Origin of the sequence: Ensifer sp. WSM1721, from assembly GCF_000513895.2 — a bacterium.
Taxonomy (GTDB): Bacteria; Pseudomonadota; Alphaproteobacteria; order Rhizobiales; family Rhizobiaceae; genus Sinorhizobium.
In genome coordinates this window covers 39,587-61,820 of record NZ_CP165785.1, presented here as the reverse complement: position 1 = coordinate 61,820, position 22,234 = coordinate 39,587, and the positions used below count along the sequence as shown (strand labels likewise).

General features: G+C 60.3%; 17 protein-coding genes and 2 pseudogenes. 8 read left to right on the top strand and 11 right to left on the bottom strand.

From position 1 onward, the window contains the following. Positions 1–32 precede the first annotated feature (32 nt). From M728_RS28575 to dapA, 8 genes are all read right to left on the bottom strand, one after another. The gene (locus M728_RS28575) at positions 33–1,073 is read right to left on the bottom strand and encodes an Ldh family oxidoreductase (protein ID WP_026621534.1); all 1,041 of its coding nucleotides are present in this window, start codon (positions 1,071–1,073) and stop codon (positions 33–35) included. A gap of 12 nt (positions 1,074–1,085) precedes the next feature. Then, positions 1,086–1,841 carry an SDR family NAD(P)-dependent oxidoreductase gene (locus M728_RS28570; RefSeq protein ID WP_026621535.1) on the bottom strand — a complete coding sequence of 252 codons (756 nt, stop codon included), beginning with the start codon at positions 1,839–1,841 and terminating at the stop codon, positions 1,086–1,088. An 11-nt stretch (positions 1,842–1,852) separates the two neighbouring features. After that, positions 1,853–2,611: an SDR family NAD(P)-dependent oxidoreductase gene (locus M728_RS28565; protein WP_026621536.1), complete on the bottom strand. Its 759-nt coding sequence runs from the start codon at positions 2,609–2,611 to the stop codon at positions 1,853–1,855. Next, positions 2,608–4,092: an aldehyde dehydrogenase family protein gene (locus M728_RS28560; protein WP_026621537.1), complete on the bottom strand. Its 1,485-nt coding sequence runs from the start codon at positions 4,090–4,092 to the stop codon at positions 2,608–2,610. Before M728_RS28560 ends, M728_RS28565 begins: the two co-directional genes overlap by 4 nt. 7 nt (positions 4,093–4,099) lie before the next feature. Beyond that, entirely contained in the window at positions 4,100–4,798 is a 699-nt protein-coding gene (locus M728_RS28555; protein WP_026621538.1) for an SDR family oxidoreductase, read from the bottom strand. Positions 4,799–4,810: 12 nt separating this feature from the next. Continuing rightward, positions 4,811–6,058 carry an FAD-binding oxidoreductase gene (locus M728_RS28550; RefSeq protein ID WP_026621539.1) on the bottom strand — a complete coding sequence of 416 codons (1,248 nt, stop codon included), beginning with the start codon at positions 6,056–6,058 and terminating at the stop codon, positions 4,811–4,813. Positions 6,059–6,074: 16 nt separating this feature from the next. After that, positions 6,075–7,109, bottom strand: coding sequence for a proline racemase family protein (locus tag M728_RS28545; protein ID WP_026621540.1), 1,035 nt, complete (start codon positions 7,107–7,109; stop codon positions 6,075–6,077). A gap of 69 nt (positions 7,110–7,178) precedes the next feature. Next, positions 7,179–8,057 (bottom strand): 4-hydroxy-tetrahydrodipicolinate synthase, encoded by an 879-nt coding sequence (gene dapA / locus M728_RS28540; protein ID WP_026621541.1) that lies wholly within the window; start codon positions 8,055–8,057, stop codon positions 7,179–7,181. Positions 8,058–8,274: 217 nt separating this feature from the next. Between dapA and M728_RS28535 the strand changes: the two genes are divergently transcribed. Together M728_RS28535 and M728_RS28530 are read left to right on the top strand one after the other, a co-directional pair. Beyond that, positions 8,275–8,988, top strand: a complete 714-nt coding sequence (locus tag M728_RS28535; protein WP_026621542.1) for a GntR family transcriptional regulator — start codon at positions 8,275–8,277, stop codon at positions 8,986–8,988. Beyond that, positions 8,985–9,761, top strand: coding sequence for a pyrroline-5-carboxylate reductase (locus M728_RS28530; RefSeq protein WP_026621543.1), 777 nt, complete (start codon positions 8,985–8,987; stop codon positions 9,759–9,761). The genes M728_RS28535 and M728_RS28530 overlap by 4 nt, the downstream gene beginning before the upstream one ends. On the opposite strand, the gene M728_RS28525 is transcribed toward M728_RS28530, so the two are convergent. The 3 genes and pseudogenes from M728_RS28525 to M728_RS28515 form a co-directional block, all read right to left on the bottom strand. After that, positions 9,751–11,484 (bottom strand): aconitase X, encoded by a 1,734-nt coding sequence (locus M728_RS28525; RefSeq protein ID WP_026621544.1) that lies wholly within the window; start codon positions 11,482–11,484, stop codon positions 9,751–9,753. The two genes, M728_RS28530 and M728_RS28525, sit on opposite strands and share 11 nt — an antisense overlap. A gap of 87 nt (positions 11,485–11,571) precedes the next feature. Continuing rightward, complete coding sequence (locus M728_RS28520) at positions 11,572–11,694, bottom strand: hypothetical protein (protein ID WP_245269727.1); 123 nt, start codon at positions 11,692–11,694, stop codon at positions 11,572–11,574. 338 nt (positions 11,695–12,032) lie between these two features. Continuing rightward, positions 12,033–12,176, bottom strand: a pseudogene (locus tag M728_RS28515) (SOS response-associated peptidase); the annotation flags it as partial. Between M728_RS28515 and M728_RS28510 the strand changes: the two are divergent. From M728_RS28510 to M728_RS28485, 6 genes and pseudogenes are all read left to right on the top strand, one after another. Further along, positions 12,156–12,435: pseudogene (locus tag M728_RS28510) on the top strand (hypothetical protein). The pseudogenes M728_RS28515 and M728_RS28510 sit on opposite strands and share 21 nt — an antisense overlap. Before the next feature lie 472 nt (positions 12,436–12,907). Then, on the top strand, positions 12,908–13,816 hold the full coding sequence (locus tag M728_RS28505; protein WP_370906552.1) for a hypothetical protein: 909 nt from the start codon (positions 12,908–12,910) through the stop codon (positions 13,814–13,816). A 112-nt stretch (positions 13,817–13,928) separates the two neighbouring features. Beyond that, positions 13,929–15,188, top strand: a complete 1,260-nt coding sequence (locus M728_RS28500) for a hypothetical protein (RefSeq protein WP_370906551.1) — start codon at positions 13,929–13,931, stop codon at positions 15,186–15,188. Between the two features lie 63 nt (positions 15,189–15,251). Further along, complete coding sequence (locus M728_RS28495; RefSeq protein WP_084044691.1) at positions 15,252–17,354, top strand: S8 family serine peptidase; 2,103 nt, start codon at positions 15,252–15,254, stop codon at positions 17,352–17,354. Next, positions 17,351–18,700, top strand: coding sequence for an MBL fold metallo-hydrolase (locus M728_RS28490; protein WP_026622974.1), 1,350 nt, complete (start codon positions 17,351–17,353; stop codon positions 18,698–18,700). The genes M728_RS28495 and M728_RS28490 overlap by 4 nt, the downstream gene beginning before the upstream one ends. Before the next feature lie 234 nt (positions 18,701–18,934). Further along, complete coding sequence (locus tag M728_RS28485; RefSeq protein WP_370906550.1) at positions 18,935–21,598, top strand: patatin-like phospholipase family protein; 2,664 nt, start codon at positions 18,935–18,937, stop codon at positions 21,596–21,598. The last annotated feature ends 636 nt before the right edge of the window (positions 21,599–22,234 follow it).

Genomic DNA, 22,234 nt, shown 5'->3' with positions numbered 1-22,234 from the left:
CAAGAAGCCCGGCTCCCGCGCTGGCCATCCTGTCAGGCCGTTGTTTCTCCGTTTGCGAGAGCGTTCAGATTGTCGAAATCGGCGGCACGGATCTGTATGCCATCCTTCAATGCCGCCGCCCGACGCTGGTAGCGTTGCTGCGATGGAAACCGTTCCTGTCCGGCATCGCGCAGCATGTGCAGGAAATCACTGACGCGACTGGCGAAGCCGCCATTGCCGCCGCGCACGGGATCGATGAAGATCAGAAGCTGGCCAGTCTTCGGCGCATTCGCGCCGGGATAGCCGGTGAAATCCACCTCCGCCGCGAACTTTCCGCCGGTCAGCGCCGAAGCCAGAACCTCTACCATCAGCGAGATCGCAGCGCCCTTGTGGCCCCCGAAAGGCAGGATACCGCCGCCCTCGTCGATCGCAACGGGATCGTCGCTCAGTCGGCCCTCGCCATCGACACCCGTTCCGTGTGGCACCTTTCGGCCAGCACCCGCCGCGATCGTGAGATCGCCATGTGACATGTTGCTGGTGGCAAAGTCGAAGATCAGCGGATCGGCGCCAGCGACCGGTGTTGCAAAGGCGATGGGATTTGTGCCGAGGACACGCTTGCGTCCTCCTGGAGGAACCACCACACACGCGCCCGTCACCACGCTCAGCCCGACATATCCCTGCCGAGCGAAGTCCTCCAGTTCCGGCCACAGTGCGCTGAAGTGATGTGAGTTGTTGATTGCGACAACCGCAACACCGGTCGCCTCGATCATCTGGCCGATCCGCGGGCGGAATGCCTCGAATACTGGCTGGGCAAAGCCATTCCTGGCGTCAATGCGCAGGAAAGAGGGGCCGGCTTCCTGAGCCGTCGGCACAGCCCTGCCATCCGCCCATCCGGATTCAAGGTTGGTCACATAGCCGGGCATGCGGAAAATGCCATGGCTGTGGCAGCCATCCCGTTCGCAGGCAGCGCAGTTGTCGGCCAGAATATCAGCGACCGATTGCGCAGTACCCGCCCCCAGAAATATCCGCTTCAACAGGGCACGAAGTTCCTCGAAGGAAATGGTGACGCTGTCGCCTTCGCTACGATCGGACATGCACAAGATCCCTCACGCCACCGCTTGGGCGCCAGTGATCTCCACGAGCGAGCCGCAGATGAACTGCGCCTCGTCCGAGGCGAGAAACGCAACGAGGGCTGCGACTTCCTCCGGTTTGCCGATACGACCGAAAGGCACCAGCTTGTCGAGGTCGGCAATGGTGCGGCCGGAGCGCTTGACGCCCGCTTCCAGCATCGGCGTGTGGATTTCGCCGGGGCAGACGGCATTCACGCGGATCTTGTCCGGCGCATAGTCGCGCGCGAGATTCTGGGTGAAGGCGGCGACGGCGGCCTTTGTCGTGTTGTAGGCGATATGATTCGGTGCGGGATAGAGACCCCATTGCGAGGCGGTGTTCACGATCGCGCCGCCGCCCGCTTCGATCATCAGCGGAAGGGCCGCGCGGCACAAATGAAACATTGAATTGAGATTGACGGCAAAGCTGAGCGACCAATCCTCGTCGGAGAGCGCGAGCAGGTTGCCGCGCCGGTTGATGCCGGCATTGTTGACCAGCACGTCGAGCCGGCCGCGCAGGGCAAAGCTGTCGGCAATCAGCGAAGCGCATTCGCCCTTGTCCGCGATATTTGCCGTAATCGTCTCGGCCTGCCAACCGGATGCGCGGATATCAGCCGTCACGGTCGCGGCGGCCTCGGCATTGGCGTCGGTGACAACCACCAGCGCGCCCTCGGAAGCCAGCCGCCTGGCGATCGCCGAGCCGATACCACCGCCTGCGCCGGTGATGACGGCGACTTTCCCTTCAAAACGTTGCATCTCATGTCTCCCTATCTGACATAGCTGCCGCCATTAACATCGAGTGTCGCGCCGTTCAGCGATGCCTGCGAGGTGCGAAAGGCGAAGGCCACCAGTTCGGCAACCGCTTCCGGCTCCGCCATTTCGCCGATCGGAATATCCGCGACCGCCGCCTGCTTGCCGTTCTTGGCCACGAAATCCTCGGCCATGTCGGTGCGCACCCAGCCGGGCGCGATGGCAATCGCGGTCACGCCATCGGCTCCAAAGCTGCGGGCGATGGATTTGGTGAGGTTGAGGAGGGCCGCCTTGCTTGCGCCATAAGGCAAAGCATCCGCCGCATAGCCGCGCTGGCCCGCCCGGCTGGCCATGTTGATGATCCGCCCGCTGCCATGCGTCTTGAAATGGCGGATGGCTTCCTTGGAAAGATCGGCAGCGGCAAAGAAATTGACCTGGAATTCCCGACCCCAGGCCCCGCGCCAGGCATCCGGTTCGGCTTCGATGCCGATCTCGCTGCGAATGCCGGCGTTGTTGACCAGGCCGTGGATACGGCCGGCCGCATCGAGCGACCGCTGCCACAACTCGAACGCGCCCTGCGGCGCCGAAAGGTCGGCCGGGACGATAATGCCATCTCCGCCGATCTCGGCGTTCAAGCTCTCGGCTCCGGCCCGGTCCCTGCCATAGTGAATGACAGGGCGAGCGCCTTCCAGCGCCAGCGCCTTGACGACAGCGCGACCGATGCCGCCGGAGGCGCCAGTCACCAAGATGGTCTGCGCGGAAAGCGCTCCGCTCATTGACCTGCCTCCGACTTGATATACCAGCCCCAGGGATCGTCGCTGGCAAATCGCGTGATCTGCTTCGTCTCGAGATAGTTGTCGAGACCCCAGCGGCCGAGCTCGCGGCCGATGCCGGACTGCTTGTAGCCACCCCACGGCGCTTCGGTGAAGGTCGGCTGCGAGCAGTTGATCCAGACGATGCCGGCGCGGAAGGCGCGCGCGACCCGCTCGCAGCGTTCATCGTCAGCCGACATGACGGCGGCAGCGAGGCCGAAGCGGGAATCGTTGGCAAGGCGGATTGCCTCCTCTTCCGTTTCGAAGGGACGGATGCAGACGACCGGGCCGAAGATTTCCTCCACCCAGGCGTCGCTGTCGAGCGCCATGTCGGTGAGGATCGTCGGCGCCACCCAGAAACCCCTGTTGAAACCCTCGTACTTGCCGCCGCAGGCGACCGTCGCGCCCTGTTCGACCGCGCGGTCGATGTGGCGCAGCACGTCTTCGTACTGGCCCTTGTTGACGAGTGGGCCAAGCAGTGTGCCTTCATCCAGGCCGTTGCCAATTTTGATTTTGCTAGCTTCCTCGACCAGCCGTTCCAGCAGTTTCGGATAGAGCGCAGCTTCCACCAGAACCCGGGAGGTGGCCGAACACACCTGCCCCTGGTTCCAGAAGATACCGAACATGATCCATTCGACCGCTTTTTCGATGTCGCTGTCGGCGAAGACGATGAAGGGTGACTTGCCGCCGAGTTCGAGGCTGATCCGTTTGATATCCTTCGCGCCTTCGGCCATGATGCGCGAGCCGACCGGGCCGGAGCCGGTGAAGGCAACCTTGTCGACTTGCGGGTGTTCGATCAGCGCCTGACCGACGACCGAACCTTTGCCGGAGAGGATGTTCAGGACTCCCTTGGGAAGCCCTGCGACCTGCGCGATCGCGCCTAGTTCCAGCGCCGTCAGCGAGGTTGTCTCGGCAGGTTTCAGGATCATGGTGCAGCCGGCCGCCAGCGCCGGCGCAATCTTCCACGAGGCCATGAGCAGCGGATAATTCCACGGAACGATGGCGACAGCGACGCCGAGCGGCTCGCGCACGGCCTTGGAGACGAAGCGCGCGTCCGCCAGCTTCACCTCTTCCACTTCGCCATCGAGTTCCTCGGCAAGGTCGGCGTAAAAATCAAAACAGCCGGCGGCGTCCGTCAGGTCCCACTCGGACTCCGGGATCGGTTTGCCATTGTCGCGGGTTTCCATGCGTGCCAGTTCCGGCAGACGGTCGCGGATCCCTTGCGCAATGCCGCGCAGATATTTCGCGCGCTCCTTGCCCGAAAGGCGCGGCCAGGGACCGTTGTCGAAGGCTTCGCGCGCCGCTTTCACGGCCATCTCCGCCTCCGCCGCACCGGCGGCCGGGATATGGTGAAACACCTCTTCCGTCGCCGGATCGATGACCGGAAGCATTGTTCCGTCAACTGGTGCGACCCACTGGCCATCAATAAAGAGCTTGTTCTGCATGGTAACCTCACATGTGACGCGTTAGACCGCCATCGACCCGAAGGCTCTGGCCCGTGATGTAGCTGGAATCGTCGCTGAGCAGGAACGCCGCAGCCTTGGCCTGTTCTTCAACGCGGCCGATGCGCTTCAGCGCTGTCAGGTCCGCGAACTTTTCGACATCCAAGCTGTCGGTAAACCCCGGAAGCAGGCAGTTCATGCGGATGTTCTTCGGGCCATAGCGGTCGGAATAGAGCTTGGTGAACGAAGAGACCCCTGCCCTGTAGACGCAGGACGCCGGGAACCATAGGGAGGGTTCGAAGGCTGCATAGGTGGTGATGTTGACGATTGAACCGCCACCCTGCGCTTCCATGACCGGCGTCACGAGACGCGCCATGCGGATGACCGCCTTGACGATCATGTCGTTGGCGAGATCCCAGTTTTCATCGGTAATGTCGAGGAGATCGCCTTTCGGCGGGTGGCCGGTGTGGTTCAGCACCGCATCGATCCGGCCATAGGTGGAGATTGCGAGGTCGACGATAGCCTCGAGGTCAGCCGCACTTTGCGCGACACCGCGCCCGGCAACGCCGCCGAGCTCGGCGGCGAGCGTCTCGCAGTTTTCCGACGGCGACATCAGGGCGAGCTTGTAACCGCGTGCCGCCATCTCGCGCGCCACCGCCGCTCCCATGCCCTTGCCGCCGCCGGTGATCAGGCAAATCTTGTCCGTCATGGAGAGCTCCTTTCAAAATCGATCGACACGATAGGGGGTAAGATCGACGGGCGGCGTGACCCCGGAAATAAGGTCGCCCATCAGCCGCGCATTGGTTGCTGCATAGGTGAGACCGAGATGGCCATGGCCGGTCGCATAATAGAGATCGCGATGCCTGGCAGAGGCGCTCATGACAGGGACCGTGTCTGGGAAGGCCGGACGGTGGCCCATCCACTCGCTCGTTTGACGCACTTTCAGATCGGGCAGCGCTTCGAGTGCGCGCTTGACGGTGATCTTGGCGCGGCGATAGTCGGGTGCGGCATCTATGCCCGCCATCTCCACCGTACCGCCGACGCGGATGCCGCCCGCTGTCGGCGTGACCATGAAGGCCTTGGCCGGCCAGATGATCGAATGGCGCATGGAAATACCGGGATCCATGATCTGCGTGTGATAGCCGCGCTCGGTTTCAAGCGGAATCGGCTCCCCAAGATCCCGCGCCATGCGTGCGGTAAAAACACCGGCCGCGAGCACGGTCTTGTCCGCATTGATCGCGCGGCCATCCTTCAGGCGGACAGCCTTCACCCCGCCCTCGCCGATGTCGAAGCCACCGACTTCGCCGCGAATGATCGTACCGCCGAGGGCCTGGAAGCGTTCGGCAAGCGCCGTGACCAGTTTGTAAGGGTCGGCTATCGATCGGTTGTCGGGAAAGAGAACCGCCTTGGTGATTTTGGTTGTCAGTGCCGGCTCAAGGTCGCGGATGGCATTGCCACCGAGAATTTCGTGGCGAAAACCGAAGCGCTCGAGGATTTCGATATGATCGCGGTCGGCCTTGAACTCTGCCTCGTCCGCATAAAGGCTGAGGCAGCCTTCGGCGCTCAGCATGTGAGTGAGTCCCGTCTCCTTCAGGAGCGCACCGAGATCTTCATGCACCCGATGGCAGAGAACCGCGCCCGCCGCTTCGAGTTCGCGAAGCTTCGAGGGACGGCTCGCTGCCAAAAAACGCAGGAACCAGGGAATAAGCCGCGGCATGTAGGAGGGGCGTACGCGTACCGGACCTTCCGGATCGAGCAGCCATTTCGGCATCTGCTTCCAGATCGCCGGCCGGGAGGCGGGCATGAATTCGGTCACGGCAATGCTGGCCATATTGCCGAAGCTTGCTCCGGTACCCGGACCTTCCCGCTCGATCAACTGAACGGAATGCCCGCGGCGTTGCAAATCACATGCAAGCGTGGTGCCGATAACGCCGGCGCCGACAATTGCAATGGTGGATGAAGTATTCATGTTGCCGCTCGCTGGATCAAACAGTTGCCATCCAGGTGTCGGCCACGGTGAAGCCATTCGGGTACGGATCCGTCGGATCCATGCCCATCTGGTGGAAGCCGGTGATCCATGCTTGACCGGCAATCGCCGGAACGACCGCGTCATATCGACCGACCTTCGTCAGACCGTCGATAGTGCAGAGAAAACGGCTGCCGGTAATGGATTCATGAACAAGGGTTTCGCCCGGCGCGATCAAGCCCTTGGCGTGGAGCAACGCGAGACGTGCCGACGAACCGGTGCCGCAGGGCGAGCGATCGCAGCGCCCGGGAGACACGACAACGCAATTCCGTGAGATCAGCTCTCCGTTCTCGCGATGCAGCGGACCCATGAATTCCGTATTGGTGATGCCCGGAATGGCGGGATTTTCGGGGTGTTCGACCGCAAGCTGTTCCACGGCGGCAGCCTTCAGCCGCTGCCCGACCTCGCACAATTCCCGGGCTTCGGTCGGATCGATCGAAAAGCCGAGCGCTGCAGCGTCGACCATGACATAGGTCATGCCGCCATAGACGATGTCGACCCCGACCGTACCCAGGCCGGCAACCTCGATCATGCTGTCAACGTGGTAGCAAAAGGCAGGTTGGTTGACCAGGCGAACACGCGTCACCTTGCCGTTGTGACACTCGCAGTGCACGCGGATGAGACCCGCCGGCGCCTCGAGCACGAGTTCGGTGACCGGCTCGCGCATGGGAAGAATGCCGGTTTCCAAAAGCACGGTCGCGACACACATCGTGTTCGACCCGGACATGGCAGGGTATTCGGTGGTTTCGAGAATCACATAGCCCATGTCCGCGTCCGGATGGTTGGACGGCAGCACGATATTGGCATTGTGCCAGACGGCGCCGCGCGGTTCGAACAGCACCATCTTGCGGATGTCGTCCATGTGATTTTCAAGATGAAGCTTCTTGTCGAACATCGTCTTACCCGGCACCTGTCCGATACCGCCGACGATGACCTTTCCGCTCTCGCCCTCCGCATGGCATTCGACGACGGAAAGCACCCTTTTAAACCGCATGGCCCGATCCTTGAATGCAAGAAGCAATATGGGCGTCCGGCACAACCGGGCGCCCGCGGCTCCCAAAACTTACCAGTTGAGGATCGGCTGCATGGCGGCACGGAATTCGGATTTCTCCGCTTCCGTCAGCGGTCCGAGCGGCGCACGGCACTCGCCGACGGGCAAGCCCTGCAGCTCGCAGCCATACTTGATCTTCTGGACGAACTTGCCGGATTCGAGAATGTTCATCGCCCGGTAAAGCGTCTTCATCATCTCGCGCGCCTTGGCGATATCGCCTGATTTATATGTACGATCGAGATCACAGCAGGCTTTTGCCATGCAGTTCGACGGTCCGCAAATCCAGCTTTCCGCACCCCAGAACATGAAGTCGAGCGCGATGTCGTCCGATCCGCTGACAAGCTGGATCTTGCCTTCATAGCGGCTGGCAATATCGATCGCCCGCTGCAGCACCCCTGAGCTTTCCTTGATGCCGATGACACGGGGATTGTCGGCGAAATGGTCCATCAATTCGAAGCTGATGTCGGAGCCGTCCTTTGCCGGGTAGCTGTAAAGCACGAGATTGACGTCGACCGCTGCAAGCACGGTTTCATAGTGCTTGATCAGCTCTTCCTGGGTGGGGCGGGTGTAGAAGGGCGGCGCAAGCAGAACCGCGTCATAGCCGATCTCCTTGGCCATCGCGGTCTGTTCGATGACTTCACGCGTGGCCGGCGCATTCGTGCCGGCGATGAGAATCTCGCCCGGCTTGGCGAAATCCTTGACGAACTGCAGCACATCTCGGCGCTCCTCCGTCGACTGGCTGAAATATTCGCCGGTCGAACCGTTCGGCACCCAGCCAGTTACGCCTGCTTCACGCAGATGGACGAGCAGCTTCTCAAAGGCCTTGAAGTCGATCTTGTCGTTTTTGTCGAAGGGGGTGACGAGGGCGGGCATGACGCCGGTGAGTTTCATCGCGGGGCTCCATTGCAGGGCTTTACAGAGTGATCTTTTAAGGCTCGGAGGCGCAGTTATCGGGATATTCGGACGGGATACGCGGCGCCTCGGCTCGTCCTTCACTCTGCCGATGTTATGTCGTTTTAATGTCGACAAAGTCAAGACGGAAATTTCTTGTCGACACGGTGTCCGTAGAAAACTATGGTTTCGCGACCTCTCCAGCAAGGAATTCAAAGTGGAAGAACAGGAACCTAAACGCACTCGCGGCACCGGCTGGAAAAGCGTCTACGACACTCTGCGACGCGAAATTCTGGCCTTGACCTTGCAGCCCGGTCAGCTTCTGGATGAGACCACGCTGGCCGAACGCTTCGACATGTCGCGGTCTCCCGTGCGCGAGGCTCTGATCCGCCTGGCGGGCGAGGAGCTTGTGGTCACCTTGTCCAATCGCAGCACCATTGTCGCGCCGATCGAGGTTGGGACGTTCCCCAAATATGTCGAGGCATTGGATATTGCCCAACGCATGAATACCCGCCTGGCCGCTACGTTGCGCACCGATGCCGATCTGAAAGTAATCGCAAAGCGTCAGAAGGAATTCGAGGTTGCGGTGAAGACCGGCAACCACTTAGCCATGTCCGAAGCCAACAAGCGATTTCACATGGCCATTGCCGATGCGGGCCGGAACCCATTCCTCGCATCATTCTATGAGCGGCTGCTGGCACAGGGCCAACGCATGCTGCATCTGCATTTCGAATATCTCGAACGCACACATGAAGGCTACCTGCTGACAGACGAGCATAACCTGATGCTGGAAGCCATCCGCAACCGCGATGTGGAGCGAGCCGACGAACTCGCCCACGCACACACTCGCCAGTTCCAAGATAATTTCATCAATTTCATGCGCGAAAACTATACCACCGAAGTTCCCCTGGCACCGATGAGCGCTGCCTGATGACGGAGCGAATTGGCTTTCTCGGAACGGGAACGATTTCCAGGGCGATCATTGACGGTCTTCTGGCGGAACCGGCATATGCAAACCCGATCATTGTCTCGCCCCGCAACGGCGAGATCGCGGCCGATCTTGCCGCCAAATACCCGCAGGTCGCCATCGCCGAGCACAATCAGGCCGTCGTCGATGGCGCCGATATCGTTTTCCTGGCGGTGCGGCCGCAGATCGCAGCGGACGTTATTCCCGCGATGCGGTTTCGTGACGGCCAACTCGTCGTCAGTCTGATTGCTGCCACCGACCACGTGATGCTGCAGCAATGGATCAAGGCGAATGTGGAAGTGATCCGCGCCATCCCCTTGCCTTTTGTCGAGGATCGCGAGGGCGTGACGGCCATTTACCCGCGCAATGCCCGCGTGGCCGAACTCTTCAGCCGCATCGGCACCGCCATTGAATGCGACACGCGCACGGAATATGACCTGCTGGCTGCCGCCAGCGCGACGATGGCGCTGTATTTCGGCCAAATGGGACGCATCGTCGACTGGCTACAGTCGAAAGGCCTTCCCGAGCCGAGCGGCAGGGCCTATCTGGCGGCGCATTTCCAGAGTCTGGCCAAGGTCGCGGCACGCCGGCCGGACACCTCGTTGCACGTGCTTTCGCAGGAATACGCCACCAAGGGCGGCCTGAACGAACAGGTCTGGACAGACTTTGATCAGAACGGCGGAACGCGCGTGCTGGTCGAGGCGCTCGATCGCGTGCTGTCGCGTATTACGAAATAGCGCTGGCCGAGAGCCATCCCGGCAGGGCGGTCTCGGCGACACCGTTGCAAGCGGCGTCGACACAGCGCTCCAGACTTCCGAAATGGAACCCCCTGCCGACAGCCGCGGGGCCATAATGCGCGTATTTTCCGGAATTGGTCATGATATGCCTGACGTCGGGCGCGATGACCGGCTCCGCGATCAGGCACCAGCAGGTATCGTTCAGGAACCGGCCTCCGAATTTCGAGATCGCGTCGACAAACCCGGCCTTCCTGGCTTTTTCGAAAACGTCCCTTCCGCAGGTGACGATCATCTCGGCTTTGTCCGCTTTCTTTCTGCCGGCACATAGGGCAGCCAGTCGCTCGCACTCCGTCAGCGAGAAATGCGGGTTTCCCAGCGAGACAAGGTCGACATCGGCCGAGGGGGCATTGTTGAGTTCGTGCCATGTCTCAGTCAAGGCCTCGACGGTCACCCTGTGACGGCGCACCGAACTCAAACCACCCGTCGCCTGATCCACGGTCCCCGCTTCGGGTGTGGCGCCGACAATATGGAACATCGCCACCGCCGACGTGGTTGCGAACGCCGCGCCAAAGGCCTTGAGATCGTCATGGGAAACAGGCAGCCCTTCCAGGCCGGCAAGGACGGGGATGTCGTTCGTCGCGATCTTGCCGACGTGATACCCCAATGCCGGCCAGAAGGAATCGTCGAGCACATCGGGTCGCGGCACATCGATCCGAAGCGTCGCCAGGCGCTTGTCCGCCAGATAGCAATCGGCATTCGGCGCGCGGCCGGTCATGGCTACAAGGATATCGAGATAGTCGGGAAATTTCATCGTGCGCGCGCCCAGCACCGAGTTGGCAAAGACAACGGCGTTCGATTCCGCCCAGGCGATCCGCTGCCCAAAAGCGGGCGCACCGTCGAGAAGATAGGGCGCGCATGTATAGGTCGGCTTTACGCCCATGGCCCTGTAGGCATCGGCTAGTTCGTCCGACGGCGCGCCAAGGCTAGGGTTGACCCCGAGACCTTTCCACTGGCGCCGGTCAACGCAGAGCGCGTTCATGGAAGACGGCACCCGAACGCGGCCGCCGAGTTCCAGAAGCCTTTTGGCGAACTGAAGCACGCCGGGGCCGTGGTAGAAACATCCGTCTATATGTGCCATGTCGACGTCAACAAGGCTGTTTGCCCCTTCGATTTGCGCCGTTCTGATGATGGTGCGCATCGCGACTCGGCCCGCATCCCCGAACTCGCCATCGAGGAACCGCCCGTCCATCTCGGTCAATTCGAAGTCTTCGAGATTGAGTGAAGTAAGGTCGCCTTCATCAACCGCGACCGATGGCGCGCTGAAAGAAATATCCACGACACCGTTATAGACAACCGCGTAGCGCGCCTCAGCAAGCGAGGCAAAGTCCTCAGCCGAGAGACAGACGACTGGAATGCTTTTCTGGAAAAATTCCCTGGCAATGACCACACCAAGGGTCAGGATCGTCTCCTTGTGATAGAAAATCAGTGCACGCGGAGCGTGGCCGTTCATGATGAGTTCGAAAATCGCCAGGCTTCCGGCACACGAGCCCCGCCCGCTCGGGATCGCCAGGATTTTTCCAGATACGCTGCTGCCATGCAGCGGATGATGCGTGTCGATTACAAGTCCTGTCTCGGAGTGCACGCCGCCCATGAAGCTGAGACCCACATCTGCAAACAGAAGCTCTCCCGCTCCGACACCGGCAACAAGACATTCTCCGTTCATCGCTCACTCCCGCGATAGTTGCTGCTATCGTCGCTGATTGACGTGTTTCTCGACACCAATGTATCCCGTTCGGCCTACGTTGTCCGTCTACGCCGGCTGGGCAACTGCGTTAGTGACCGAGTAGACCAGTCCACCGCAGTCCACTGGCAATGTCACACCTGTGATGGCAACGGCTGCAGGCGAACAAAGAAAGAAGATGGCTTCTCCCATTTTGCTCGGCTCGACAAACCTGCCGAGAGCCGATGTGGAGATAACCTTCGATGGATCGCGTTCTCCCCTATCGATCGGTCCTTCATCGCCGGAGTAAGGGTGTATCAGGGCCGCCTTGTTTCATCCGCTCCCTTTTCGGTAAGGCTCAGAATACGTCGATCTAATGTCGACACTGGCGCTCTGTCAACCGCTCATATGAGAACGGCTGCTCGAGGTGGTCGGCGTGCTTCTCGCGCCGATCTTTCCGCCGCGCAGGGGAATCCGCCTGCTCGGCGTCACGCTGTCATCATTGGAACGGCAGACCTCTGGAGTGACGCCGCAGTTGCGGCTGGCGCATAGACCACCAGCATCTGCTGGGCGGAAGCGTCCGGGTGGCACTTGACTCGGAATGTCCCTGCCGGCAGCGGACGTAGGATTTCGGCCTCGGGCACAAGTCCGTCGAGCCAGATAACTGGAGCCACATGGCAAGCGCGCCGAAAAACGGCCGTGGGATCCTCGTCACGATCCGCCCGTCCGAACAGGGGGCGGCAGAAGTTGACCTCGCGTACTGGTCGAATGGCGATCAGTTCGGCGCAGAAGGCTGGCGCGCCGCTGATTCGTCGCGCGGCCGCATCATCGAATCCGCCGATGCCCGAATTGACGTGCTGGATGCCGCTGCCTTCGGCCAATCTCAATCGCACCTCTATGCCCTCACTCTGGGAAGGCGATGACGACCAAGGGCTCGACGGGCCAAGGATTTAAGAATTCCCGCTGCCGGCAATCTCCGTCGTTCCAGACGATACATTATGCGATCTCTTGAGCGCAGAACACGAACATCTGGTGGCGGAAGCGCCTCGTCCTCGTTTTTATTGAGGACAGGGATATCCAGACAGCGCAGACCTCGAAGAGGCATCGTTCAAAACAGGCCTACCCCCGCTGCTGGGCCTATCAGCGCGAGGATTGGTTCTTATGATTGCCCCCGCTGAGGGTGCCTTCCGTGACGCTATACATCTCAGCTCGTGAAACGTCCCGAGCAGCCACTCTTCCAACCCCCTGTGCAAAACATGCTCCCTACTCCCCCGAGAACTGTCCCCAGCAACTCGAGCCTGCTCGCATTTCTACGATATTTCGCACTCTCTTAAGTTTTGCGATTGCCAGAAAACAATCTATAAGGCATAGTTTAGCAACCGGTGAAATTCAGGTTCTGCAAGGCTCCGACGGGGGGACTCGGATCATGCGGCATAAACTGGAAGCGCGCGAATACAAGCTTCTCCTCAACCCTGAGCGGTTTCTGGAGGCATCTCCCGACACGGTCGCCGATATCTTCTGGAACGAGCATCTGAAGCCGCTCATCCGTGGGCTTGGGTCGCGAAATGATGATGAACCACGCGACGCAGGCCGGTTCGACAAGCGAAGCGAACGCATCGTCCGCTTTTGGGATACGCCGGACTGCGATCTCACCCGTGCGGACCTGGCACTTCGAGAGCGCCTGGCGATTGAAGATGAGGCTAGACCCGGCGCGAGGTCGAAAATCACGCTCAAGCTGCGCATGCCGGACTTGTTCGTCGTCGCGGCCACCGACTTGCCTGGGAACGGCGGAAAATTCCGTACCACATTCGAGGAGGACATAGCTCCCCTCGAGGTCGACGATCCGAAGCCAGGCAATCGATCAATTGTTGTGCCGGAGAAACCATCAACCCGCAGCCGTTTCGCCCTTTCCACGACCCAGAAGGTGGAATGGACCCCCTCCTCCCGGACGCTCGCCGGTCTCGATCAGCTGTTTCCAACGGTTCTCAAGATCGTCGCAAGCACGCGTGCGATACCTGCGACGGAAACGGCATTGATCAGCGGCCCGAGGATTCACGAACTCGTCTTCGAGGGCCCGAGCGTCAATCTTGGCGCCGGGATCATCGGAGAGTTTGCATTGACGCTGTGGTACTTCGGCTCGGACCATAAGCCCTCTACCATTGCCGAAATATCCTTCAAATGCGCCACCGCTGACGGAGACATGCCAGGCAAGTCAGCCCAAAGAGCATTCGACCTTTTCGTCGCCATGCAAGCGCTCGGTGCCTGGGTGAACACCGAGCACTCCAGCAAGACCTCGCTGGCGCTGCCCAAGGGATGCGGAAGGCCGGTGGAATGAGCACGGCTTCGTGAACCTGCCGTACCCGTCGGGTACGGCACCTGTCATCAGCTTATGAATACGCGTCGATAGACTACCCGAAGAGACCTTTTTCTGACGGAGGAGAACGGGCATGGATATCTATCAGCAGATCTGGGACGCCGACCAAAGCGGCAATGGCGTGAAACCCATTCTGGCCGGGGCTGGTGACGCACCCGAAACGGGTTACGTCCGAGTGGTCAATACCGACGGCCCGAGCACCTCCCCTGGTGATCTCAAAATCCTCTCCGAAGTGGAGATACCGGACCACAAGATGAAGACCTATGACCTGGTCCGGTCCCTCTTCGACAACTACGCGCTCGACGAGCGCAAGGCTGAGGTGGAGACACCGGAAGAGCGTGCCGAGGTGCACGAGCTCCTGGAAGCTATCGTCGATACGGCGCCGATGCAGGTCGCGCGCGCCTATATCTCCGAGGAAACCGGCACGCCCGTCTCGCGGGATCGCTGGTATGCGACGCTGACCGAGCAATGGTTCCGCCGCTTCTCCCAAAGCGGTGACCGCGACCTTTCCGGCTTCGAGCACGTCTTCGTCGGTGAACAGGAGGGGCCGAAGGTTCAGGGCTATCACTTCTGGTACAAGTACCACCTCGACGACGGCCTCGCCTCGCACATCGACCGCAATCGCTTTCCCGGCTTCAAGGACGATCGCATCATCTATCTGCGCGGCGAGTATAAGGATGGTCAGGAGCACTTCCCGGAGTCGGTGACGATCTCCTACCGCTGGGATGCGCCAGACTACGATGCCGGCAGAATCCGACCTTTGACGAAGCCGATCGGCGGCTTCTTCGTCGGCTGCAGTGTCGAGGGCCTGATGGCCATGGGAGCCGTCCGTGCCCATCGCGGCGCCCGCGCGCCGAAGGAAGCGGTGATCAACGGCGCCCGCTACGACATGAAACTCTTCCTCGATCAAAGCCAGCGTTTCGTCCGTACGTTCTACCCGGTCTATCTCGGCCCGGCCGCCGAACGGCCCTTCGGCGGCACGGGCGAGGAGACGCCGCGCGTCGTCAGCGGCGCCGTCAAGATCGTGGCCGCACTGGTCAATCCGATGGGGCACGACGAAGGAAACGAGACCGTGACCCTCGTCAATGCGGGGGTAGACACAGTATCGCTCGACGGCTGGTTCCTCGTCGACAAGATGAGCAACCGCTTCGGCATCAAGGAAGTGACGCTCGCGCCCGGCATGGCGACGACCATCCTGTTGCCGCGCAACTCCGTCCAGCTGTCCAACAAGGGAGGCGAAATCCGGCTCGTCGACCGGGCGGGCTCGACCACCCATCTCGTTACCTACAGCAAGGCACAGGCCGATCGGCAGGGTGAGACAATCATCTTCTGAGCTGCCGCTGCATTGTCACAGCAACCGCAGCGTTTGTTGTTCTCAGACACTCGAGGAGATGCGATGAGTGACAGATGGCAGAACGTTGTACTGCGGAACCAGCACCCGAAATTGCGGATGTTCGCCAATTGTGACCCGGAAGTCAGTTCGGCAAAATCTGAGGTACAGCCAGCGCTGCGGATGGCCAGCGAGGAACTTGCGGCCTCCACTCCGCCCCTCGCTACCGCCATCGCACCTGACGCCGCCCCGGCCTCCGGCACCGCCAAGAAGCACGGGGTTGACGTACAGGCTCAACGGGAGGCCGTCGAGGTCAGCGTTTTCGTGCGTTCCACCGATTCTCTCCCACCGGTGGCGGGCCAGCAGACCTTGCGTGGCATGGCAACCCGCCGGATGACCCTTGATGAGGTGTACAATCTCGCCCGTGAACCCAGCACGATCTTTATCGAACCGGCCGATGCTCTCAAGCTGCCGCGTCCGATCAAGGGCAGCGCCGGCAGCACCGCTCCACCCCGCCGCGTCTCCGTCGGGAATCCGGCCGAACTTGGGGACGGCAACGGCATGCTGATCGGGATCATCGATGTCGAAGGCTTCGACTGGGCCCACCCAGACTTCCTCGTCGATGGCAAATCGCGCTTTATCAGCATCTGGGACCAGGGCGCCAAGGTTGGCCGCAATCGCAAGGGCCTCAAGCGCGGCCGAGTGATCTCCGCCGCTGAGATGCAAGCCGCATTGACGGACGCCGCCAGGATCGGCGTCTCGCCGCACGATCTCGAGCCGCAATCGCAGATGGTCGTGGGCTCGCACGGCACCCACGTCGCCTCAATCGCGGCGGGCAAAAGCGGTCTCTGCAGCGCGGCCGAAATCGCGGCGGTGCTGATCGCGTTGCCCGAAGACGAGATCGACCGGCGCACTTCGTTCTACGATTCCACCTGCCTGCTCGACGCGGTCTACTACCTGTTCGATCTCGCCGGGGAGCGTCCCATCTCCATCAACATCAGCCTCGGAACGAATGGTCACGCCCACGACGGTTCGAGCATCCTAGACCGGTGGATCGACGCCTTGCTGGCGGAGCCGGGCCGTTCGATCTGCATTGCGGCCGGCAATGCCGGGCAGGAACGCCCCGAGGCCCCGGACGATCTCGGCTATATGATGGGCCGTATTCATGCGAGCGGAAAAATTGAGGCCCAAGGCCTCGACCACATCCTCGAGTGGCAGGTCGTCGGCGACAGGGTCAAGGACGCATCGGAGAATGAGCTCGAGATCTGGTACGAGCCGCAGGATCGCTTCGCCATCAGCATCCGCCCGCCCGATGGAGACTGGATCGGCCCGGTCTTGCCGGGTCAATTCATCGAGAACCACCAATTGCCGGATCGGACACTGATCAGCATCTACAACGAACTGCATCACCCAACCAACGGCGCCAACTACATCGCCGCCTACCTGACGCCGTTCTTCGACAAGAGCCTCATAATCGGTATTCCCGCCGGCGTCTGGCAGGTCCGGCTGCACGGCCTCGTTATCCGAGACGGTACCTTCCACGCCTGGATCGAGCGAGACGATCCGGCCGATCTGGGCGACGGGACTTACTTCTGGCCCTCATTCTTCACCGAAGCCTCGCACGTCGATACCTCATCGGTCAGCGCTCTCGCATGCGGTCAGCGCGTCGTCTCGGTCGCCAATCTCGATGAAATGAAGCGACGTGCCCACATCACCTCGAGTCAGGGCCCGACCCGCGACGGTCGGCTGAAGCCCGACATCACTGCTCCCGGAACCCGAATCGTCGCCGCCAACGGGTTCGGCGATCCGAACAATCCGTGGATCGAAATGACCGGCACGAGCATGGCGAGCCCCTACGTCGCCGGTGTCATCGGTTTGATGCTGGCCGCCGAACCGACCCTTACAGCCGCCCAGATACTGGGCATTATCAGGGCCACTGCACGGCCGCTGCCAGGCGCCACCTATCGGTGGGCGAACGATTTGGGTTTTGGCGTGATTTCTCCAGCGGCCTGCGTAACCGAAGCCTCCCGGGTGGTGGTCCGCACTGAGTTGAAAGAACCCACTGCGCCACCGGGCCCGGCTCCGGTTGTCGCCGCAAGCTCTGCGCCCCGCGGCAGCGCTGCCTCAGAAGCCATCACAACTCGACGACCTCCGAGGACCGCATCATGAAAATCACGCTCCTGCCCTCCGAGAAGGGCGATTGCCTGTTGGTCGAAGCCGATGCAGTGAGCATCCTCGCCGATGGCGGGATGCCAGGATCCTACGCCTCGGAAGTGCGCGGCTTCCTCGGCGAATGGGCGGAAGACACCGGCAAGGACCTCGACCTCGTCTATGTCTCACATGTCGATCAGGATCACATCGCCGGCGTGCTGCAGCTACTCGAAGATACGGTGAAGTGGCGCGTCTTCGACCACAAGCACGCCAACGGCCACCGAGCCAGCAAGCCGCCCTTCAAGCGACCCCCCAAGATCAAACGCATCTGGCATAATGCTTTCAAGGCGATGGTTGATGAGTCCGAGGCGATCGGCAGCGTCCTCGCCGCCCGCGCCAACACGCTCTCCAGCTCGACCAACCCGTCATTACTTCGCCTTGCCGATGCTTTCCGAAGCGTCGCCAACTCAATCCCCGAGGCGATCAAGGTGTCCCGCCGCATCGCCTCCGACCAGTTGAACATTCCGCTCAACGGTGAGTTCGGGAACCTGCTGGCCATGGTGCGCGAGCAGGAGGAAATCAGTCTCAACCCCGCCAGTTCCCTTGCCATTCGCATCATCGGTCCGTGCAAGAAGGACCTCGAAATCCTCCGCAAGTACTGGAAGAACTGGCTGGCTAATTCCGAAAACGCCGGCAGCGTCGACAAGCTTGAGGCTTGGCTCGAGGATAATGAGGGGCCGATTCCGCCGGGCTTCGGCGTCTCCATCGATGACGAATTGGGCAATCGCAAGAGTGTCACCGAGCCCAACCTCGCCTCTCTCATGCTGCTTCTTGAGGAGCCCAAGCCTGGCGGCGGCGTCACCCGCGTCATCTTGACCGGCGATGGTCATGCCGATGATATCCTTGCGGGCCTCACCCATCATGGCCGGCTCGCCGATGGCGCTGGATTGCACGTCGATGTACTCAAGCTTCAGCACCACGGCTCCGAGCACAATCTGGACCGCTCCTTTGCCAAGCGCATCACCGCCGATCACTACCTGATCTGCGCCAATGGCGAGCACGAGAACCCCGACCTTCGGGTCCTCGAAGTGCTTCTCGACTCGCGCTTGGGCGCTGCCGAGCATCTCTCGCCCAACCCCCAAGCCGATCAGCCATTCACCATCTGGTTGAACTGCAGCACTGAATATCTCGAAAAGCAACAGGATGCCCACATTGCGAAGAAGGGAGCGCCGTCGAACAAGCTCGCCAAGTGCATCGCCCAGTTTACAGCGGTCGAGCAGAAACTCGCCAACGCGAAGCAGGCGAGTAACGGCCGGCTGAAGCTGAAATATCTGAAAGCCTCGCCGCTCGCGCTCGAGGTCTGAACGGAAAACGCCGATGTCAGCCCGAGGAGGAAAAACAGCGTGACCAGATATCTGGTTGAAACAACATTCTGGGGCTGTCTGACGATCTGCGTGCCTTCGCCTCGTCTGCGCCCAGCGTGACCTGGCAACCAAGTTCGACTGCCCGAGCATAAGGAAGAATATCAACCTGGTTCACCCCACGAGGTTGTCGAAGTTGTTTATCCTCAGGGGACCCTAATAAAAGGATCGTCCGTTATGGCGATCAACCGAACGGAAGACGAAGTCAGGCCCCATAGTTTCGCGGAGATCCTGGCACTTGAACACGCCTCCATTCGAGTGCGTCGCCGTGCTGCAAGAATTGATGTTCCTGGCGACCGTGAGCCCATTCAAGGCGCCCCCGCCGAAATATTCGGCGTTTCTCTTTCAGGGGGTGGAATACGCTCAGCCTCGTATTGCCTGGGTGCACTACAGGCGCTGCACGCATGGGGCTTGATCAACCGCATCGACTACCTGTCAACGGTTTCTGGCGGCGGCTACGTGGGCACGAGCATGATCGCCGGCATGCATGCAAACCGTGAAGAGAATGGCGAACCTGGATTCCCATTCGCACGGCCCTCCAACGAGAGTGTTCGAGACTGTGAAGCGGTGAGCCATCTGCGGGATTACAGTCGCTTTCTCGCACCTCGCGGATTCCTGGACATAATAACTTCCACAGTCATCATCATGCGTGGCCTGGCAGTAAATATCCTGTTGCTGCTCTCGTTTCTATTGCCTGTCGCAACAGTCTTTATTCTAAGCAACCCAACGACCGAGGAACTCAAGCACAGCATTTTCCTGGACGTTGCAAACCTAGCGCTCCGCGAGGAGTGGAGAACAAGTACTTCTTGGTGGCCAAACGTCGAACCGCTGATCGCCAGCCCTTTCCTCTTCTCGATGATCACTGCCATTTGTCTTGGCGTTTGGCTGATAGGCTGGGCCCTGCGGCGATCGTATGTCGAGAGTTTCGGCCGTTCGCATCCGAACGGAAGTGCATCCCTGGAATACGATGGCTACGGCGCAAGGGTTGGCCGCTGGTTGATTATCGCCCTTGTCTTCGCAGCAGCAATGGAATTGCAACCCCTCGTCATAAGAGCCGTAAAAAAAGAGTTGGACAGCGACGGTGCAAGCACACAAGCCTTCGCAAGTCTTGCAACAATCGCTGGAGCAATCGTCGGGTTGACTGCAGCGTTCCAGGGCAAATTGGTCGTTTGGATTCAGCGCGCATTGAGCATCCCCTCTATTGCTGCGCACCTGCGGTCGCTCCTGGCAAAGATTGTGCTCTACGGCGCGGCAATGCTGCTGCCACTGACGATATATGGACTCTTTCTAATGATCGTAATTTGGGGGATCAAAGACGGAGGCGCTTATCCGTACAGTCCTGATTTTTTCGTTGCGAAAAATTGGACCTTCTCGACGGTGGTTGCCGGGTTCTCTGTTCTTTTCCTTGCCGCCACCCAGATTTTAAGCAGGAGCCTCAAGAGTCGTCCGTGGGAAACTCTTACGGCAATTGTGCACGGCCACTTCAACATTTCCATATCGGCACTGGTCGGCATATGGTTGGTTGCGTTAGTCGTTGCGGCCATCGCGACGAGAAGCGGACCTAGTAAGAATGTCGGGGACTGGATCGTCCTTTGCAACTATTTGGCATTAAGCTTTGCAGTGGGAGTAGTTGCGGCAGCGTTCACCGAGAACGCGAACGGGCTGCACAGGCTTTACCGAGACAGGCTCCGCGTCGCTTATCGCCTCGGGGACAAAGAAGGAATGCCGCTGCCTCTTCACGCTCTTCCAGAAGAGGCCCCCTATCTACTCGTCAACGGCACTTTGAACGTCAGATTGCCGAGAAAGGACGAACCGCTAGCAAGCGGGAAGGCCGGCGCCGCGGTGGCTACGACCGACCGTCACCGATTACCAGATCCAGCGAAGCGCGGACGAAACGCGGAGTTCTTCCTTTTTTCCAAGCATGCCATCGGCAGCGATTCGACACGCTACGCCAACCCGAAATGGATCTGGTCGGTAGAGCCCGAACTCGATCTCGCCGCAGCCGCTGCCATTTCAGGCGCTGCGGTATCGTCGAGCATGGGCAGGATTGGAATAGGATTACTAGGACCTACTCTGGCGCTGCTGAACCTCCGGTTGGGATTTTGGCTTCCAAACCCCTCCAGACCAAAAGCTCAAGACCGACATTGGGAGGATCTCTTCCGACTCTATCTGTTTGCCGAGGCGTTTGGTCGGCTCCGCTCTGACAGCTCACGTATTTATGTCACTGACGGCGGCCACATCGACAACATCGGCCTCTATCAGCTCCTAAAACGCCGCTGCAAGTTTATCGTCGTCGTCGATGCAGAGGCGGATCCGGGCATGAACTTTAGCGCCTTTGCCGATGTGCAGCGCTTTGCACGTATCGATGATGGGACGCTCATATCGCTTGATTGGCGCCCGGTAAGAGATGCCGCCCTTGAGAGATTGGCTGATCGGTCCAAGTCACGTTCTCGTCCTCTCGAGGGATGCCCCCATTTCGCTATCGGTCACATTACCTACGAAAACGGTGATCAAGGTATCCTCCTGTATGTCAAGGCCGCCGTCACCGGAAAAGAGCCTGATTATGTATTGGACTACGAACGGCGCTATCCGGATTTTCCGCACGAGGCGACAAGCGACCAGTTCTTCTCTGAAGAACAAATGGAAGCCTATAGAGCACTCGGCTTCCATGCGGTCAACGACGTTTTCTCACGAGCACAGACTTGTACTGCCGGCGGGCCCACCGGAAGCGGATCAAGCTCCACGGCGCCGTATGCCTTGATGGGGCGCGAGCAACTGTTGGTCCAGTTTACGAGTAAATTGAACGCACGGGACCGCTTGGCTGTTATATCGAGGGGATAACTCTGTGCCTGATAGTCCGCTCAATGCTTCTTCCAATCCCCGGTGTCGAGCTGCAATTAGTCTGGCTCCAAGCGATCCAACGTGTGGCTGGCCACATGCATTATTCATATATGCGGAGGGGCTTTCATATCTGTCGCTGATGGTTCAAGAGACGTTGAAGCGGGCTTTGATAAGCGCACAACTAAACCTACACCATACACCCGGCCCATGTGATTGATGTAGGGGTGCGAGAACGGAACGTCGTTTCATACAGTGGACATCGGTGTGCCGCATCGCCTCTGAGGACGCCGTCCGGGAGATACTTTGCCACCAGCGTGAGTAGAAGGCGCTCCGGCACGTCATCATCGGCAACTATCTACGCACGAAATATTCAAGGCGCATGACGCTCTGGCGGAGTCAGGTCAAGGATGCCGGCCTTCCTGGCATTCGAATTTCAGCTTGCAAATTTACTAATGCACGCTATGCAACCATATGGTGCAACTCCTGGGGGAAGTAGTCGCGCCAGCGAGTGCGTCGCCCGTCATCTGAACCGCTATTGCGGCATTCCCCAGGTCGACGTGTGTGGACGCCCCAGCAAAGGCAAGCGAAATCTTACATTCGGTACAGCCACGTGCTCGGGTGGTGACGTGTCCGGTC

Bases quoted from the DNA above. Each gene is read 5' to 3' on its own strand.
- M728_RS28575 (WP_026621534.1), bottom strand. From the start codon at position 1,073: ATGTCCGATCGTAGCGAAGGCGACAGCGTCACCATTTCCTTCGAGGAA.
- M728_RS28570 (WP_026621535.1), bottom strand. From the start codon at position 1,841: ATGCAACGTTTTGAAGGGAAAGTCGCCGTCATCACCGGCGCAGGCGGT.
- M728_RS28565 (WP_026621536.1), bottom strand. From the start codon at position 2,611: ATGAGCGGAGCGCTTTCCGCGCAGACCATCTTGGTGACTGGCGCCTCC.
- M728_RS28560 (WP_026621537.1), bottom strand. From the start codon at position 4,092: ATGCAGAACAAGCTCTTTATTGATGGCCAGTGGGTCGCACCAGTTGAC.
- M728_RS28555 (WP_026621538.1), bottom strand. From the start codon at position 4,798: ATGACGGACAAGATTTGCCTGATCACCGGCGGCGGCAAGGGCATGGGA.
- M728_RS28550 (WP_026621539.1), bottom strand. From the start codon at position 6,058: ATGAATACTTCATCCACCATTGCAATTGTCGGCGCCGGCGTTATCGGC.
- M728_RS28545 (WP_026621540.1), bottom strand. From the start codon at position 7,109: ATGCGGTTTAAAAGGGTGCTTTCCGTCGTCGAATGCCATGCGGAGGGC.
- dapA (WP_026621541.1), bottom strand. From the start codon at position 8,057: ATGAAACTCACCGGCGTCATGCCCGCCCTCGTCACCCCCTTCGACAAA.
- M728_RS28525 (WP_026621544.1), bottom strand. From the start codon at position 11,484: ATGAACGGAGAATGTCTTGTTGCCGGTGTCGGAGCGGGAGAGCTTCTG.
- M728_RS28520 (WP_245269727.1), bottom strand. From the start codon at position 11,694: ATGGGAGAAGCCATCTTCTTTCTTTGTTCGCCTGCAGCCGTTGCCATC.
- M728_RS28505 (WP_370906552.1), top strand. From the start codon at position 12,908: ATGCGGCATAAACTGGAAGCGCGCGAATACAAGCTTCTCCTCAACCCT.
- M728_RS28500 (WP_370906551.1), top strand. From the start codon at position 13,929: ATGGATATCTATCAGCAGATCTGGGACGCCGACCAAAGCGGCAATGGC.
- M728_RS28495 (WP_084044691.1), top strand. From the start codon at position 15,252: ATGAGTGACAGATGGCAGAACGTTGTACTGCGGAACCAGCACCCGAAA.
- M728_RS28490 (WP_026622974.1), top strand. From the start codon at position 17,351: ATGAAAATCACGCTCCTGCCCTCCGAGAAGGGCGATTGCCTGTTGGTC.
- M728_RS28485 (WP_370906550.1), top strand. From the start codon at position 18,935: ATGGCGATCAACCGAACGGAAGACGAAGTCAGGCCCCATAGTTTCGCG.